16 protein-coding genes and 2 pseudogenes are annotated in these 16,239 nt (G+C 61.9%); 7 read left to right on the forward strand and 11 right to left on the reverse strand.

Annotation, left to right across the window (positions count from 1 at the left end; genetic code table 11):
- Window positions 1-17 precede the first annotated feature (17 nt).
- Complete coding sequence (locus tag MUK72_RS08440; RefSeq protein WP_244698861.1) at window positions 18-620, reverse strand: hypothetical protein; 603 nt, start codon at window positions 618-620, stop codon at window positions 18-20.
- A complete protein-coding gene (locus MUK72_RS08445; protein WP_244698865.1) occupies window positions 617-1,372 on the reverse strand; it encodes a DsbA family protein in 756 nt (251 codons plus the stop codon). The genes MUK72_RS08440 and MUK72_RS08445 overlap by 4 nt, the downstream gene beginning before the upstream one ends.
- Window positions 1,373-1,519: 147 nt before the next feature.
- Between MUK72_RS08445 and MUK72_RS08450 the strand changes: the two genes are divergently transcribed.
- The gene (locus MUK72_RS08450; RefSeq protein WP_244698868.1) at window positions 1,520-2,221 is read left to right on the forward strand and encodes an SOS response-associated peptidase; all 702 of its coding nucleotides are present in this window, start codon (window positions 1,520-1,522) and stop codon (window positions 2,219-2,221) included.
- Between the two features lie 344 nt (window positions 2,222-2,565).
- On the opposite strand, the gene MUK72_RS08455 is transcribed toward MUK72_RS08450, so the two are convergent.
- Window positions 2,566-3,081: a gamma carbonic anhydrase family protein gene (locus tag MUK72_RS08455; protein ID WP_244698872.1), complete on the reverse strand. Its 516-nt coding sequence runs from the start codon at window positions 3,079-3,081 to the stop codon at window positions 2,566-2,568.
- A gap of 91 nt (window positions 3,082-3,172) precedes the next feature.
- On the opposite strand from MUK72_RS08455, the gene MUK72_RS08460 reads away from it, so the two are divergent.
- From MUK72_RS08460 to MUK72_RS08470, 3 genes are all read left to right on the forward strand, one after another.
- Window positions 3,173-3,895: a fumarylacetoacetate hydrolase family protein gene (locus tag MUK72_RS08460; protein ID WP_244698875.1), complete on the forward strand. Its 723-nt coding sequence runs from the start codon at window positions 3,173-3,175 to the stop codon at window positions 3,893-3,895.
- Window positions 3,896-4,001: 106 nt separating this feature from the next.
- Window positions 4,002-5,342, forward strand: a complete 1,341-nt coding sequence (locus MUK72_RS08465; RefSeq protein ID WP_244698878.1) for a metallophosphoesterase — start codon at window positions 4,002-4,004, stop codon at window positions 5,340-5,342.
- Between the two features lie 109 nt (window positions 5,343-5,451).
- A complete protein-coding gene (locus MUK72_RS08470; RefSeq protein WP_244698881.1) occupies window positions 5,452-6,180 on the forward strand; it encodes an MOSC domain-containing protein in 729 nt (242 codons plus the stop codon).
- Window positions 6,181-6,262: 82 nt separating this feature from the next.
- Here the strand turns inward: MUK72_RS08470 and MUK72_RS08475 are convergent, their stop codons facing one another.
- From MUK72_RS08475 to MUK72_RS08505, 7 genes and pseudogenes are all read right to left on the reverse strand, one after another.
- A complete protein-coding gene (locus MUK72_RS08475) occupies window positions 6,263-6,649 on the reverse strand; it encodes a PIN domain-containing protein (protein ID WP_244698883.1) in 387 nt (128 codons plus the stop codon).
- Window positions 6,646-6,876 carry a hypothetical protein gene (locus MUK72_RS08480; RefSeq protein WP_244698885.1) on the reverse strand — a complete coding sequence of 77 codons (231 nt, stop codon included), beginning with the start codon at window positions 6,874-6,876 and terminating at the stop codon, window positions 6,646-6,648. The genes MUK72_RS08475 and MUK72_RS08480 overlap by 4 nt, the downstream gene beginning before the upstream one ends.
- A 195-nt stretch (window positions 6,877-7,071) precedes the next feature.
- Entirely contained in the window at window positions 7,072-7,557 is a 486-nt protein-coding gene (locus MUK72_RS08485) for a cupin domain-containing protein (RefSeq protein WP_244698887.1), read from the reverse strand.
- A gap of 198 nt (window positions 7,558-7,755) precedes the next feature.
- A pseudogene (locus MUK72_RS08490) lies at window positions 7,756-8,181 on the reverse strand (Eco57I restriction-modification methylase domain-containing protein); the annotation flags it as partial.
- A 142-nt stretch (window positions 8,182-8,323) separates the two neighbouring features.
- Window positions 8,324-9,619 (reverse strand): TaqI-like C-terminal specificity domain-containing protein, encoded by a 1,296-nt coding sequence (locus MUK72_RS08495; protein WP_244698891.1) that lies wholly within the window; start codon window positions 9,617-9,619, stop codon window positions 8,324-8,326.
- Between the two features lie 228 nt (window positions 9,620-9,847).
- Window positions 9,848-11,017, reverse strand: a complete 1,170-nt coding sequence (locus MUK72_RS08500) for an ISH3 family transposase (protein WP_244698896.1) — start codon at window positions 11,015-11,017, stop codon at window positions 9,848-9,850.
- Between the two features lie 57 nt (window positions 11,018-11,074).
- Window positions 11,075-13,696: pseudogene (locus MUK72_RS08505) on the reverse strand (Eco57I restriction-modification methylase domain-containing protein); the annotation flags it as partial.
- A 226-nt stretch (window positions 13,697-13,922) separates the two neighbouring features.
- Here MUK72_RS08505 and MUK72_RS08510 point away from each other — a divergent pair.
- The 3 genes from MUK72_RS08510 (at window position 13,923) to MUK72_RS08520 (ending at window position 15,860) form a co-directional block, all read left to right on the forward strand.
- Window positions 13,923-14,567, forward strand: coding sequence for a hypothetical protein (locus MUK72_RS08510; protein ID WP_244698901.1), 645 nt, complete (start codon window positions 13,923-13,925; stop codon window positions 14,565-14,567).
- A 78-nt stretch (window positions 14,568-14,645) separates the two neighbouring features.
- Complete coding sequence (locus MUK72_RS08515; protein WP_244698903.1) at window positions 14,646-14,822, forward strand: DUF8027 family protein; 177 nt, start codon at window positions 14,646-14,648, stop codon at window positions 14,820-14,822.
- Between the two features lie 45 nt (window positions 14,823-14,867).
- Window positions 14,868-15,860: an aldo/keto reductase gene (locus MUK72_RS08520; protein WP_244698906.1), complete on the forward strand. Its 993-nt coding sequence runs from the start codon at window positions 14,868-14,870 to the stop codon at window positions 15,858-15,860.
- A 1-nt stretch (window position 15,861) separates the two neighbouring features.
- Here the strand turns inward: MUK72_RS08520 and MUK72_RS08525 are convergent, their stop codons facing one another.
- Window positions 15,862-16,206, reverse strand: a complete 345-nt coding sequence (locus tag MUK72_RS08525; RefSeq protein WP_244698908.1) for a hypothetical protein — start codon at window positions 16,204-16,206, stop codon at window positions 15,862-15,864.
- Between the last annotated feature and the right edge of the window lie 33 nt (window positions 16,207-16,239).

Genomic DNA, 16,239 nt, shown 5'->3' on the forward strand with positions numbered 1-16,239 from the left:
ATATGTACGGGCAGGAATCAGTCGATCGCGACCGGACAGCCGTTGATCTCGCCGCCGCGCATCCCGCGCGCGAGCCAGAACAGCGAGAGCACGAGCGCGACGAGCGCGAGCGCCGCGAACTCCAGCCCCTCGAACGGGAGCACCGTGAGCGAAGCCGTCACGCCGAACAGCGAGAGCACGCCCGCGAGCACGGCCGAGCCACAGGCCGCACAGCCCGCGCCGAGCGTGCCAAGGAGAACGCCGGCGACGCTCGTGGTGCCCTGTGCGGCCGACAGCGCGTGCTCGCGGAGGTGGTAGACGACCATCGCCACGTCGAGGCCGACGAGCAGTGCGGTCACGACGAGCAGTACGCCCTGGAACGTGCCGTAGTTCGTTCCGACGAAGGGGTACTGCTCGGCGAGGATCACGAGCCGGTTGCCGAGCGGGAGCGCTCCGGAGAGGAGGAAACCGGCGAGCGGGAGGTTCTGTGAGAGCACGAACAGCGTGAGGCCGACGAGGGCGGCGACGAGCGCGAGCACGGCATAGACGGGAATCGTCACGACCAGCCGGGCTGTGCGGGCCATCAGCCGCCAGTCGCGGGCGCGGGTCGGCAACCGAACCGAGCGCGAGCGGGTGCTCATTCGGCCCCCAACGCCCGTGCGAAGACCTGATAGCTCTGTGCGCCCCGTACTTCGGTCAGGAATTCTCCGTCGCGGAAGAGATAGAACGTCGGCGTGCTCACGACGCCCGCAGCGTCGCCGGCGTCGGCATCGCGCTGGAAGGCCCCATCGAACTTTTTCGCTTCGACGTCCGCGACGACCGCACTGGCATCGACCACCGTTTCGGCCGCGAGGAACTCTTCCGTGCGATCCAGAACGTTCTCCTCGCTGAACTCCTCCTGCGTGGCGAAGTAGTGACCTTCGAGCGCCCAGAACGGCTCCTCGCCGCGGGCGAACGTGGCTTCGAGCGCCTGCATCGCGGGCTCGCCCCACGCGAAGGCGTGCGGGAAGTTCCGGTAGACGAAGCTCACTTTGCCGGGTTCGACGAGCTTCGATTCGATCGCCGGGAGGGTGTCCTCGTTGAACCGTCGGCAGTTGTGACACGACGGATCCTCGAAGGCGATGATCGTTCCCGGGGCTGTCCCGGGTGCGGGACCGCGGAACGGCTGGCCCGCGAGCGCCGTGGCCGCCGGATGATCGAGCGCCGGTGCGGCGGTCCCCGCGACGGCTGTCGGTCCGTTGCGACTCGTCGCCCCGCTGTCAAAATCGTTCCCATTTGTCTCGTCCGTCCTTCCTGCTGTGTCGCCCGAGCCCGTCTCCCCGCTGCCGAGACAGCCGGCGAGCGTGCTCGTGGCCACGGCGCTCGCGAGAAACGCCCGCCGTCGGAGTTCCATGCACGGTGAAGGATCGCCGCGAGCATAGACCCCGCCCGGACGGGCACGGTGCGCGCACAAACGCCAGATCCCAGTCACCCGTTTCGATCGTGTACTGTCCGAGTCAGCGGCCGACGGCGTTATTTCCGACCACACCTATATCGAGCTATGTGCGGACGCTACACCCTCTTCACGCCGCCGGCGGACATCGAGGAGCGCTTCGATGCGAGCTTCGAGGGCTCGCCACAGCCGCGGTACAACGCCGCGCCGAGCCAGTCGCTGCCGGTGATCACGAACGACGCGCCCGAGACCATCGACACGCTCGAATGGGGCCTGATCCCCCATTGGGCCGACGATCGATCGGACGCGAACCGACCGATCAACGCCCGTGCCGAGACCGTCGCCGAGAAGCGGAGCTTTCGGGACGCGTATCGGAACCGGCGCTGTCTCGTGCTCGCCGACGGGTTCTACGAGTGGCAGGAAACTGGTGGGAGCAAACAGCCCTACCGCGTGACGCTCGACGGCGGGGAGCCGTTCGCAATGGCCGGGCTCTGGGAGCGCTGGCAGCCGCCGCAGAAACAGACCGGACTGGGCGAGTTCGGCGATGGCCGGCCCGACGGCGAGGCCGATCCCGTTGAGACGTTCACGATCGTCACGACCGAACCGAACGCGGTCGTCGGCGAGCTGCACCATCGGATGGCGGTCGTTCTCCAGGGGGAGGACGAACGGCGCTGGCTCGATGACGGCGATGCCGAACTGTTGCAGCCATACCCCGACGACGAGATGACAGCCTACCCGGTCTCGACGGCCGTCAACGATCCTTCGAACGACTCGCCGGAACTCGTCGAAGAGGTCGATGCGGCCGCCTGAGGCCGATTCGCAGGGAACTCCGTGAGATGGCTCAGGGATGACCGGTTGCGGTGCGGTCCTCGGAGGATGAAGGGCGAGGGCGCGAGTGGAACGAGCGCCCGAGGGCTTCGGCGGTGCTGTGCGGTGCGGTTTGTGGAGGGTGGTAGTATCCGCGCGAACGCAACGAGCGCGGTTCGCCGTGAACGAGCGCCGTAGGCGCGAGTGAGCGGGAGTTTTCAGCGTAGCTTTTTGCAAGCCGAGCGGGACCGAAGGTCCCGCTGGCCGTGCGAACGGGCGGCTTCGCCGCCCGCGAGCAGAGAGTGGTGGCCGACCGCGGGGAGGCCATCCGACGCAGTAAAAAGGTCCTACTCGAACAGATCGTCGTGACGTGCGGCGAGGTCGGTGTAGGCACCCGAGGAGTGGGCGTCGAAGACGGCTGCCGGGTCGAGCGTCGTCTCGGCCAGCGGTGTGACTGTCGCGGGGACGCCACGGACGAACGATTCCGGTGGGATGTCGTATCCCTCCGGCACCGTGGTGCCGCTCGCGACGACGCTGCCGGCTCCGACGGTGACGTCGGAGTTGATCGTCGCGTTGAATCCCACCAGCGCACCGTCGTCGACGGTGGCGTCGTTGAGTATCGCACCGTGACCGACCATCACGCGTTCGCCGGTCCGTGAGGCGTGGAGAACGGCGTTGTCGCCGACGTGCGATTGGGCACCGATCGTGACCGGTGCGACATCGCCGCGAAGCACGGCACCCGGCCAGACGCTGGCGTTCGGTCCGACGCTAACGTCGCCGACGAGCGTCGCATCGTGGCTCACCGCGGCCTCGGTGTCGATCTCGGGTTCGACTCCCTCGAAGGCGTACTGGTTGTCCGCCATACACGACGAATGCAGCCCGCCGACAAATCTCTATGGGACGGATAGAGTAGGCGAACGGAAACGATATGACCGCGCCGTGTCGCGGATGGATATGCAACTGGCGCGCATCCAGACGCCCGACGGGATCGTCACCGGCGAGCACCGTGATGGGGTCGTCCACACCGATCACGAGACACACCGCCTCGACGACAGTGACGTCGAACTGCTCGCGCCGTGTGCGCCGTCGGCGCTCTACTGCGTGGGACGGAACTTCGCGACGACGCTCGATCAGATGGACTACGAGCGCCCGGAGCGCCCGGATTTCTTCATCAAGCCGCCCGTCTCCGTGCTCGCGCCCGACCGCGAGATCGCGTATCCGAGTTTCACCGAGGAGTTCACGTACGCCGGCGAGCTCGCGGCCGTCATCGACGAACCCTGTAGCGATCTCGCGCCCGCGGAGGTGCCTGATGTGGTGCGTGGCTACACCATCCTGAACGATCTCGACGCGCTCGATCAGGACGGTCGCACGGCGCGGAAAGCGTTCGACGATTCCGGTCCGCTCGGTCCCTGGATCGAGACCGACGTCGATCCCAGCAGCATCGACATGGAGACGCGCATCAACGACGAGATCCGTCAGGAGGCCAACACCGAACGGATGCTGTTCGAGCCACACGAGGTGGTCGCCTTCCTCTCCGAGCGGTTCACGTTCCGGTCAGGCGACGTGATCTCCTTCGGTAGTCCGGCGAACCCCGGGCTGCTCGAACCCGGCGACGAGATCGTCATCACCTACGAGGGCGTCGGGACGCTCCGAAACACCGTCGCGACCGGTGAGTGAGAATCAGTTCGGTCACACGCCGGCAGCAATCCATAACTGGATGGCACCGTATCGATCGACACGTCTCATGGACACGGATCGTAACGCGCAGACGAGGGGACGCTGAATGGCCGACACCTGCTACCTGATCAGCGATCTTCATATCGGGGGCGACGAGCAGCTCACACAGGTCGACTTCCTCGACGAACTGCTCGGATTTCTCCGTGAGCTCGAAGCGAGCGACGAGGACGCCGAACTCATTATTAATGGCGACGCGTTCGGCCTCTGGGAGTTCACGGAGATCGAGGGGCCGGCGAAGTTCGACGCGCTGCTCGATCGGTATCCTGAGCTGTTCGAACAGCTCCGAGCGACGGGGGAAGAGGTGCCGATCACGCTCATCCCGGGCAACCACGATTACGAGCTCGCGGCACACGACGAATACGTCGATCGACTGGCGGCGTACAACGTCACTCTCGAACAGGAGGTCGCCATCAGCCGCGAGATCGGCGATCACACGATCCACATCGAACACGGCATGCAGGAGGATCCGAGCAACCGGATTCCTGATTTCGGAAACCCGTATGCGAACCCACCCGGCTACTTCGTGAACCGACACATCACGAGTCGGGCCGGCCGTCTCTCGGGGCGTGGGAAGTACAACTGGCTCAAGGACATCCAGGCCGTGACGCCGATGACTCGCATTCCCGACTGGCTGCTCTCGAACTACTTCTACCGCGAGATGAGCGGCTGGCTCAGATACGCCTCGGTTCCCTTCTTCCTCCTGTTCAATCTGAGCGTGCTGTATCTCGGCGTCTACGCGTTGGACGCCGTCGGCATCTGGTCGCGACCGATGACCATCGTGGAGGAAATTTTGGACGTGTTCGGGCCGGTCGGGACGCTGATCGACGTCGTTCTCGTCGCCAACGTCGTGTTCATCGTGCTGCTGCTCCTCATCTCGATCCCGCTGTACGTCCTCGCGAGGGACGTCCGCAAGACGCTTCGACGATTCGGTCTCGCTCAGAGTGATGATGACCGCGATCCCACGGCGAAATACAACGATCAGGCGCGGGACGTCTTCGCCGAGACTCCCGATACCGCCGTGTTTCTCTACGGCCACACCCATCGGGCCTCGGTCACGGAGATCGACGATCGGCTCGTGATCAACACCGGGACGTGGCTGAAACGCCTCCGACGAGTCGATCCGATTCTCGGTATCCTCCCGCCGGTGTTCTACGCGTCCTATCGGCTCAACTACGTTCGGCTGACGGGGGCGGACGACGGGAGCGTCGTCGTGGACTGCGACGTCGTCGACAAGCCGGACCCGGGCGAAGAGACGTTGCTCCAACGGCTGCTCACCCCCACACCGAAACCGCGCGAGGAGTTCCCGGTTCACGAACGCGTCGATCCGAGCGACAGTACGGATACCGAATCGAGCGCTCGGTCCGCGAACGGTCGCCAAGAGCAGTAATGGGTGGTTCCGTCGTGACTTCGCCCGGCCTCCCGATCGAGTGTGTGAGACCGATCGTTTTCTCGTCGTGCGGACGTTCTTTGTATCAGCCACCCGAACCACGAGACGGATGAGCGACGCACACGTTCGTTCGATTCAGGTCGGGACGCCCGATTCGCACGGCACGGCGGACGCCACCGACCCGATGGAGCAGCCGTGGTGGACGTCGTTCTACAAGGACCGCGTCGAGGGAGCGCTGTTCCTCGACGAAACGAACCTCGACGGCGACGAACAGGCGGATCTGAAACATCACGGCGGGCCGGAGAAGGCCGTCTGTGTCTACCCGGCCGAACACTACTCCTACTGGGACGACGAACTCGATCTCGAACTCGGCCCGGCGGCGTTCGGCGAGAACCTCACGATCACCGGACTCACCGAACGCGAGGCCTGTATCGGCGATAGCTACGATATTGGGGAAGCAACGGTGCAGATCACACAGCCACGGTCGCCGTGTTGGAAGCTCGCTCGTCGCTGGCGGACGAAAGACCTCGCCACACAGTTCGAGGAAACCGGCTATACGGGCTGGTATCTCCGCGTGCTGGAGACGGGGACGGTCGCTCCCGGCCAGTCGATGACGCTGGTCGATCGGCCGAACCCCGACTGGTCGGTCGCCCGGGCGACGAAGGTGCGCTATCGAATGCCGGACGATCGCGAGTTGGCCGGCGAACTCGCCGCCATCGACGCGCTCGGGGAGAGCTGGACGGACAAGCTCAGCCATCGGGCCGAAACGGGCGAACAGGTGTACTCGACGGCACGTGTCATCGGGCCGAATGCGGATGCCGATGCCGACGTGAATTAGTCAAGATAGTGAGATAAGTGGCTCGCCAGCGGCTGCGGGGCAGATCGGTCACACGTGGGAACAACGGACCCGCAGAGCGGAATCAGTACGTTTCGATGTCGACGCCGAGCGCTCGAAAATCGTATGAGTTGTCGGTAACGACCGGTTCGTCGTGCCTGTCCGCGACGGCCGCGATCATCGGGTCGACGTTGTCGATACCGCTGTCACCGTCGGCGTCCGCCCGCGCGAGGAGTTCGCCCGCGCGTCGAGCAATGGGCGCAGTCTGTTCGGCGATCGGATACATCCGAAGCGCATTCCGGACGTTTCTGCGTTCGTCTTCGTCGCCGAACGCCGCACCGTAGGATAGCTCCATGACGACTGGCGATGGAACCCGCTGGATGGCCCGTCGTTCAGTGAGTTCGACACCTTTCTCGAACGCCGCTTCGACGCCATCGAAGAGATCAATGAGATACGACGTATCGAGGATCACTCGAACCGTTCCCGGAGATCGCGTTTCGTCTCGATGTCCGCCGCGCGTGTTTCGTCGATCCGATCGCGCATTCGTTCGGCCGTTTCCGTGGACAGGATACCGGCGACGTCATCGGGATGTGGGCCGCCAACGAGCCGGCGAAGCGTCTTCTCCATCGTCTCGTCGTCCGCCTTGTGGGCCGTGATGAACTCGTGAAATTCCTCGGAAATACGGACTGATTTGCTCATCCGTGTCCGTATACTTCGATATACACGACTATCAACGTTCGGGTCGGTCAGCAAAACTCAACGGTGACAGTACCATCGTGTAAGCATGGCCTCGGAACTCATAGGGATCGTCATCGCCGGGTGCCGAGTCCGGCTCCGGACGATGGCTCGTCATCGGCCATCGGCCCTTACCCATCCAGTCGAAAAAGCATACCCTTAGCCGATGGTGAACTCGTTGCCACACTCGCTGCAAGTGAACGCGAAGGCACCCTGATCGGTGAGAACGGTGTCGTGGGCGGTCTCCTCGTCACATTCGCGGCAGTGGACGACCGATTCCATCTCGTCGAAATCGTGACGGGCCTTCGGCGCGCCGAGGGCGAATCCCACCACGCGCTCGTCGGAGTCGTTCTTGCCCATCTGGAACTCGCCGGGTGCGAAGCGGATGAGCTCGCCCGCGGCCACCTCGTGTTCCTCGCGGTCGCGACCCACCTCGAAGGTCGCCGTCCCCTCTTGGACGTGGAACACCTCCTCCTGGTCGTGGTGGGCATGGAGCCCGCCCGAGAAGGACTCGCCGGGTTCGAGCTCGAAGTAGTTCATCGCGAACGAGTCGGTGCCGAGATCGCGCGAGACGGGTTTGCGGACCGAATGCACGCCGAGCGGGTTGTTGACGATATCTACGTCCTCGATGCTGACCTTCTCCATAGCGGACCCACCGCGGCGACCGGCAAAAAAGTTCGTCCCCCACCTTTTGCTGCACTCCGACCTTTTTCCGCCTCGGGTGCGCTCGCTTCGCTCGCGCACCGCTCGGCGCAAAAACGTCGATGAAAAAGAGCCGAGCCTCACTGACGTTCGGCTCGGTGAACCGCTCGTTCCTTCGCTTCGCTCAGTCACTCGCGGACACTATCCGTCGACAGCCTCCTCCACGATCTCGATTTCCTCGTCGGTCAGCCCGTACAGCTCGTAGACGATCTCGTCGATCAACGCATCCGTCTTTTCGATTTTCTCGTCGAGCTCCGCGGCGCGCTCTCTGGCATCCGTGTAGCGCTCGATGCCACCGGCCACGTCGTCGAGTTTCGGCAGGGTCAGGCTCTCCAGTCGGTCGAGCGGCGAGATCGTCGCGGTGGCGTTGTCCCGATAGCCCGCGAAGCCGTCGGCCTCGTCGACCGCGTGGGGCACGAACGCCGCGACGAGATCGGCCTCGGCCTCACTCAGCCCGACGAACTCCATCGCCGGCACGGGATCGAGCGTGGCGTAGCCGTGACTGTTCGTCTCGTACTCGTCGGGATTTGCGGGCTTCACGTAGGGCACCGCCAGCACCCGCAGGCGGTCGCCGACCTTTTTCCACCTCGGGTTCGCCTTCGGCGAACCACTCGGCGCAAAAATGTCGATCAAAAAGGCCGAGTCTCACCCTTCGGGTTCGACTCGGTGAACCGCTCGCTCCCTCGCTTCGCTCAGTCACTCGCGGACACTATCCGTCGACAGCCTCTTCTACGATTTGGATTTCGTCTTCGGTTAGTCCATATAACTCGTAGACGATCTCATCGATCAACTCGTCCGTGCGCTCGATTTTCTCGTCCAGCTCCGCCGCACGCTCGCGGGCGTCCATGTAGCGCTCGATGCCACCTTCAACATCGGCGAGCTTTGGCAGGGTTAGGTCCTCCAACCTGTCGAGCGGCGAGATGGTTGTCATCGCAGTATCGCTATATCCGGCATTTTCGTTCTCGACTGCGTGCGGCACGAACGCCTCGATGAGGTTGGCTTGGGCCGGATCGAGACCGAAAAAATCCATCGCTGGCACGGGATCAAGCGTTTCGTACTCGCCGCGACCTGCATCCTCGGGCTTGACGTAGGGCACCGCCAGCACCCGCAGGCGGTCACCATCGCGCTCGACCTGCGCACCCGTCACCCGGAGTTTTGCGAACTCGCTGTCGGCCACGGTGTCGGTCAGCACCGACTCGGCCAGCCCGCTCGCCGGCTGATAGCGCTCCCCGAGGGTCGGGCCATCCTCGTAGGTGCCGAGGTAATCGAGGAGGTCAAGGTTGAGGCCGTGACGTTTTTGCTTGAAACCGATTATGTCTGTGACGAGTGAAGTCAATGATTCTCGATCTGAATCGTCGGCAGACGGAATCGGTAGCTGTGCTAAATATTTTCGTTTAACCTCTGCGAGAGCCTCGCCAACTTCTGGATTGAGAATGTTTTGATAGAACCATGTGAGGAGCTGGGAGTTCAGAAGTGATAACGAATATTTCACGTCCTCGTTCTCATCGATTGGAACCAATGTATAAGCACTATTGGTTATCACGAATTGATTTTCATCGAGAGTAGCCATCAGTGAATCGTCTGTTCTTCGTATGACCATCTTTTCATCCGCATCATACTTTGCTGACCGACGTGGTTCAGCTAAGTGATCTCCGAAGTCAACCCAGTAGTTGTTTTCCCAACAATTCAAGTAACGGCGTATCTGACTTCCCCGTAGAAGTGGGCGAAATTCAGGATTCTCTTTTTCGTCAGACACATAGGGCTTTTCACTAACAATTTCATCAGTCTGTGGAGGCTCACCTTTACCAACTTGAAATGGTTTCGATCCAAGTGTTATATCGTACTTACTTCCAAATTTTTCAAATGAACGCAACTTGTCAGCGAGATTCGTGATCGCTGGCCGCTCAAAAATATTAAACGGATTTTCTTCTTTTCCAGTCCACCTTCTCTGTGGTATTCGATATTCTGTGGATTGATTCGGTTCATCAATGGTCACGTCAATCATGTTTTCCTGTGGCTTTTGAGACCTTCTCACAATAACCGAAACTCAGTACCTCACAAAGCTCGTCGGTTGACTGCTTCTGAGTGTGAATTCGGTGGAGAAATCGGTGCCGAGTAACTGCTGAGGAGGGTTGTTCGACACCGAGAGCATCAAACCTGTCGCAGTCGGCGGCGGAACGCCGCCGACGCAACGGTGTTGCCACTCGCTGAGTAGGCGTTCCCGGTCGGTGGATTACCGCTCGAAGCGGTCGTCCGGTGGCTTGTTTGCGGGGACGGCGCGACGCACCGCGAGCGCCGTCTCCGCTGCTCTCCGCACCATTCCGAGGAATTCATCGAATCGCCACGGCCAGAGGCGTCGCGCGCCTCGGCGCGGCGACGCCACGTACTCCCAGTGGAGATACCGCCACGCATTCTGGAGGAGGTAGCTGATCAGCACGTACAGAAACCTCACCGCCGGATTCTGTGTCGTCGTCATCGCAATACTTCGTTCGGACAACCGGTAGGTCGATTCGATCCCGAAGCGTCGGCTGTAGTACTTCCGAGCCTGACGCGGTGTGTCGATGAACGGCGCGTCAACGGCGTAGCCGTGACGCGCCACACCTTCCTCGTCGTACTTTCCTTGTTGGTACGTACAGTCGATGTAGACCGGGAAATCGACGGTCCACGTGTGACCGTCGATTTCCCCTCGGAGGTCGTGGTCGATCACGCGGCTCCAGCCTTCACTCAGTTCGGTCTGAATCTTCTCGCCCCACTTCACGATCGGCATGACGAAAGCGTAGTTGTGGGCAGCGAGCAGCGTCAGACAGTACGTATCGTAGAATTCCCGATCGAGGTAGACGGCCTTGACTTCAAGGTTAAGGCCGTTGAGCACGCCGAGCAGTTCCGCGAGGATCGAGCTGGCGGTGTCGCCGTCGGTGAGACGGCGCACCGCCAGCGTGTAGCGTTTGTTGCGTACGCGGGCGTAGAGTGTGGCATAGCCGTGGAACGTGGTCGTTCCAGCTTTGGCGAGTGACTCGTAGAGTTCTTCCTTGGAGTCGTACTCCTCGCCGTAGTACGGACGGAGGTGGAGGTCGGCGACGACCTCCACCGGCCGATCCGGAAGGAGTTCGAGGGTATCCTGTTGGATGAGCGTCTTGCCGACTCGTTCGAGCTCTGCGAGCTCGAACTTCGTCCGGAGGTGATGGAGAATCGTATTGCCGTGGGGTGAGTCCTCTGAAATCTCACAGAGGTGACTGACCGAGTCCTCGTCGGCTGTTGCGCCGACGAGGACGTCCCAGATGTCCTTGGAGTCGATATCGGCGTTCTCGCCGAGTCCGATATCGATCTCCTCGTTGAGCGTGTTGACGAGAAAGTTAAGCACCTGGTCCTCTGTGAGTTCACTGGCTGCTTGGTTGGCCTCCATCAATCCACCAAGCAGCCCGTTCACCTAACCCGCTTTGTGAGGTACTGAAACTACATTCACAATGACTTCACGAAAAACAGGATAATCATAGTATATGATATTTTTTATTGAGTTGTTGTTCGCTATCTTTCCACGGATACTACTAAACTTCAAATTCGATAGCCATGTTTTCGGAATAATCATTCCGAATAATCCCGATGTATTAATCAAATCTAAACTATTCTCTATAAAAAGTAAATAGCTATCAATCTGGTAATCTTGGTTTGGATAGTTCATAAGGAAATATTCTTTCTCTACATCGGACATTCCAGCCCCGTATGGCGGATTCCCCACAACCGCATCGAAACCCGCACTCGCCAGTCGCTCGCCGTCCATGTCGAAGAAGACCGCGGGGAATTCGAGTTCCCAGTGGAAAAAGCCCTCCTCGTCGGCCATCGCCTGCGCCGCGCGGAACCAGTCGGTGTCTTCGAGCGCGGCCCACTCGCTCTCGTCCTCGATGGCGCGGGCCATGCGCTCGATGGCGTCCTCCGGCACGTCGAGTCCGAACTCACCGGCTGTGTGGACCGTCGCCATCGCCTGCAAGTGTTCGTAGAGCGGGTCGTCGCGGATCTCGGCGTAGAGCTCCTCCATCGAATGCACGTCGTCCAGGGTCTCGTTGTCGATGGCGAGCAGCTCGCTCATGTGGTCCATCACCTCCCCGAGCGCGCGCCGGCGGGTCTGCGCGAAGTCGTAGGCCAGCGTCACCTGTCCCGGCTCCTCGCCCTCGTCGGCGAGCACCTCCGAGATGTCCGACCCGACCAAGGAGTTCCCCGATTTGAGGTGGTGATCGAGAAAGGCCAGCGGCTGGTCGGCGGCGAGCGTTTCGAGCCACATCGAGAGCTTCGCCAGCTCGACGGCCATCCCGTTCACGTCCACACCATAGATGCACTCCCGGGAGATCGTCCGCCGGACCAGTTCCTCGTCGAACAGCGAGCCCGATTCAAGCTCCCGAACGCGCTCCATCATCGCGTCGGCGAGGTAGCCCGTCGCCTTCGTGAGGAAGTGCCCGCTCCCCATCGCCGGGTCCAGAATTTTGAGATCGGTCACGCGCTCCCAGAACGCGACCACGTACTCCTGGGTGCCCGATTCCACGTCGGCGAGTTCGTCCTCGATCTCCTCCAGCAGCGGCCCGACGGTCTCCTCGACGATGTACGTCACCACGTAGTCGGGCGTGTAGTACGCTCCCGTGGCCTTGCGCTCGCCGTCGTCGTTCACCACGTAGAGCTCGCCCTGCTCCACAGTTTCAACCGCTTCGGCCACGCTCACCTCGCCGGCGGGCTTCCAGACCTGTCCTCCGTCGCCGGCGACCGCGGCCTGCGCTGCGGGCGCGACGGCGAACTCGTGTTCGAGCAGCCCCTCGTAGATCGTCCCCAGATGGCGCGTGTCGAGATCGGCGTAATCCGCGGCGACGTGGCCCTCGTCGGTCTCGGTCGTCGACAGCCGATAGACCACCTCCGCGAGATGGCGGTCCGACACCTCGTTTTCCGCGAGGAACTCGTGACTCCCCTCGTCGAACAGCCCACCGTTGTACGCGGGAATTCCCAGATCGTCGTTGCCCGAATCGACGAGCGCGAAGAGGCCCTCCAGTTGGCCCCACAGCCCGGTCGAGTGGGATGAAAACTCTCGCTCGAAATCCGCCTCGTCGGCGCGCTCGCCCACTTCGTCGATGACCTCGCGCCGGAGTTCGTCGAGACTGAAGTTCTCCTCGTACTCCGACGCTGCATGCGGATCGTCAGGATCGATCAGCCCGCGTGATTCGGCGTAGAGCACGAACATCAGCCGATAGAGCAACACCAGCGACTGTTCCTTCAGATCGCCAAGCCGTTCCTCGTCTGCGGGGTCGATATCCATGGTGTTGGTCTCGACGAACCCCTCGCCGAGCACCCGCAGCGCCGTGAACACGTTGTCCTGGAGGTCCTCGCCGAGCTCCTGCGCGGCAGTTTCGCTCTCGGACCAGACCCTGTCGAGAAACGTCGTCCCACCGGATTCCCGGAACGCGGCCGGCCGGAAGAACACGTAGAAATATTTGAACACCTCGACGCTGCCGGTTTCGAGCAGGTCGACCAGATCGACCTCGTAGTAGGTCTCGGTCTCGTAATCCTTCGTCCCGTAGAGCCGCCATTTCTTCCCGTTCGTCAGGATCCCCCACGAGACCGACTCCGGCGTGTGTTCGAGGTAGTATTTGATCTGATGCGAGGCATCACGATAGGAGCGCTGCTCGCCGAAGCGCGCGGTGAAATCGGCGTCCCACTGCTTGGCTTCGAGCACCGACAGCGATTGCCCGTAGATCCCGGCGTACTCCCCGTCGGCTTTCATCGCCGCGGCGGCACGGCGGTCGTCGGCGGAGTCGTACAGCGCCCGGTCTATCGACCCGCGCGCGTCGAGAATCGGCGTCTCGGGGAGCGACTCGTAGCCCAGAATCGAGAGCACCTCGTCGATCCAGTGTCGCCGGAGCGGGTCCTCGTCGTAGCTTTCGAGCGTGTCCCGTTCGGCCTCGTAGAGCGCCTGCAGCTTCTCGAAGGCCTGCTCGGCTGCTTCGTCGCAGTCCCATTCGTCCAGCCCGAAGACACGCTCGTCGAGGTAGTAGCCCGAAAAGAGGTTCGAGTTCCGGTACCGACCCGGAAGCGTCGCCTGACTCATTATCCATCCATCCAGCATCGGCAGGCATGAAGGCAGGGGATATGCGCCGCCGATTGATGGCGTTCGCTGAAAGTCGAGCCATCCCCGTTGGTGTTAGGGACAGGCGAGAAACCGATTGTGTAGATATTCTAGCTTGCTTATATCCACGTCGAAAAGTGTGAATGGCTGTAATATCATTGCTGAGACGTACACCGAGCCACTATAATATATCAGTGGACAGTGGCAAATGATAGCAACGATGGCCTCCGGTCCCGAAGAAGAGGCGAAACACGAGCTCACTCAGTGGATGTACGACCACGGTGCGATCAATGTCTACTGGGAGAAAACAAGCAAGTGGGATTACCCCACGTTCAAGACCGAAAGCACCGATCGTCCAGACCTACTTGTGGAGACGGAATCTGGTGGGATAATCGCTATCGAGGCGAAGTCCGGCGATGACTCCGGCAATATCTATGCAGCACCGTCTCAGTTACAGCGATATTGGCAGAAGTCCATCATCGGCAATGAAATCTATCGGGCAGATGGTGAAAATGTCGAACCCGATGTGTTCGTGATGGCAACCGAGCACGCACCCGCTGGTCGGCTATACGAAGCGACCTACAACAACGATCACTTTCAAGTTGGTGATGATTGGGGAGGGAGCCAGTACGCTCGTGATCGTGGATGGTTGCCAGATGGGGAATACAACGCAACGAAGTGTACGATTCGTGTGATGTGGAAATACGCGGGTGCTTTCGCTAGTGAGGTCGGTGGAGCCACGGGTGTTGGCATCGGGGCATTGTTGTCAAGTCGTCTCGACGGCGGTGACGTGGATGTGCCCTATCTACTCTACTGGCAGGATGGCGATACGTATTGGGAGGAGCTACGATAGATCGGTATTGTTGAGCCGATGGAATTTGCATTGCCAAATCGTCGGATGGTATATGCATCTCCACGACGAACGCCAGCCATGCCCGTCCCAGGCTACGACCCGGAGGACCTCGACGCCCAGCTCGAAGCGGCCGCCGGCGAGGACGAGCTCCGTGCACGCATGACCGACGAGGAGTTTCGACAGTACGAGGAGGGCGAACATCTGATCGACCTGCTCGACGAGGACGAGATCGACGAGCTCCTGGACGACTCGTAGCCGACCCATCCGAACGGTTTTGTCGCCGACCGCCCATCAAACTCCGTGGACTACACGACACTCGGCGCGACCGGCCTCACGGTTTCAGAACTCTGCTTCGGCACGTGGCGCTTCGGCAAGCGCACCGGCGACGTGCTCGAAACCGACGAGGAGCAGGCCCACGAGCTGCTCGATCACGCGGCCGATCACGGCATCAACTTCATCGACACCGCGAACGTCTACGGCGATCCCTCGGGCACCGCCGAGGAGTACATCGGCAACTGGCTCGACGACCGCGATCGCAACGACTACGTGCTCGCCTCGAAGGTCTACTTCGACTACGGTGACGGCCCGAACGAGAGCGGTCTCGGTCGCAAACACATCCGCACGCAGATCGAGGGTACCCTCGACAGGCTCGGCACCGACTACCTCGACCTCTACTACATCCACCGCTTCGACGAGGACACGCCGATCCGTGAGACCCTCAGAACCCTGAACGACCTCGTGCGCAAGGGGAAGGTCAACTATCTCGGAGCCTCGACGATGGCCGGCTGGCAGCTCACGAAGGCGCTCTGGCAGTCCGACGTCGAGAACCTCGAACGGTTCGACGTCACCCAGCCGCTCTTTCACGCCGCCTACTACGAAGACGTCGAGGAGTACCTAGAGGTCTGTGCCGACCAGGACCTCGCGGTCTGTCCGTACTCACCGCTCGCGGGTGGGTTCCTGACAGGCAAGTACGAGCGCGCTGGCGAGGGCGTCCACGACGTCGAATCACCCGACGGCTCGCGGGGCACCTTCGACGAGTTCTTCGACGACTACTACGTTTCCGAACGAGGGTGGGACGTGCTCGATACGATCCGCGAGATCGCCGACGAGCTCGACGCCAGCCCGCCACAGGTCGCGCTGCGCTGGCTGATCGAACGGAACGAATTCACCTGCGTGCCGATCGTCGGCGCGCGCACGACCGACCAGCTCGACGAGAACGTCGGCGCGGTCGACATCTCTCTTTCGGACGACCAGCGCGGGCGCATCGACGCCGCGCGCGAAGGCGAGCAGTAACTCAGCTGTCGGTCGCGTTCGGTGCTTGCCCGGTTTCGAGACCGTCCTCCTCGGGCACGGTCTCGGTCTCGTCGAATGGCGTCGCCGTCTCCGCGGGCGGTGCCTGGCCCGTTTCGAGCGCCTCGTCTTCGGTCGCCTCGGCATCGGCACCCGATCCGGCGGCCGCGTCCGTTCCGGCTGCACCACCCTCATCGGTTCCGCCGTCTTCGCCATTGCCGCCCTCGCCACCGCTATCGGTGCCCTCGCCGCTTCCGTTACCCCCGTCAGTACCCGAACAGCCCGCGAGCACGGCGAATCCGGCGGTGCTCGCCGTGGCGATCCCCGCGAGGTACGATCGTCGATCCATATCGTTCATCCGGATCAGGAGAGCGAACAAAAG

It is taken from the genome of Halococcus dombrowskii, assembly GCF_022870485.1.
In the GTDB taxonomy this organism is placed as follows: Archaea; Halobacteriota; Halobacteria; order Halobacteriales; family Halococcaceae; genus Halococcus; species Halococcus morrhuae.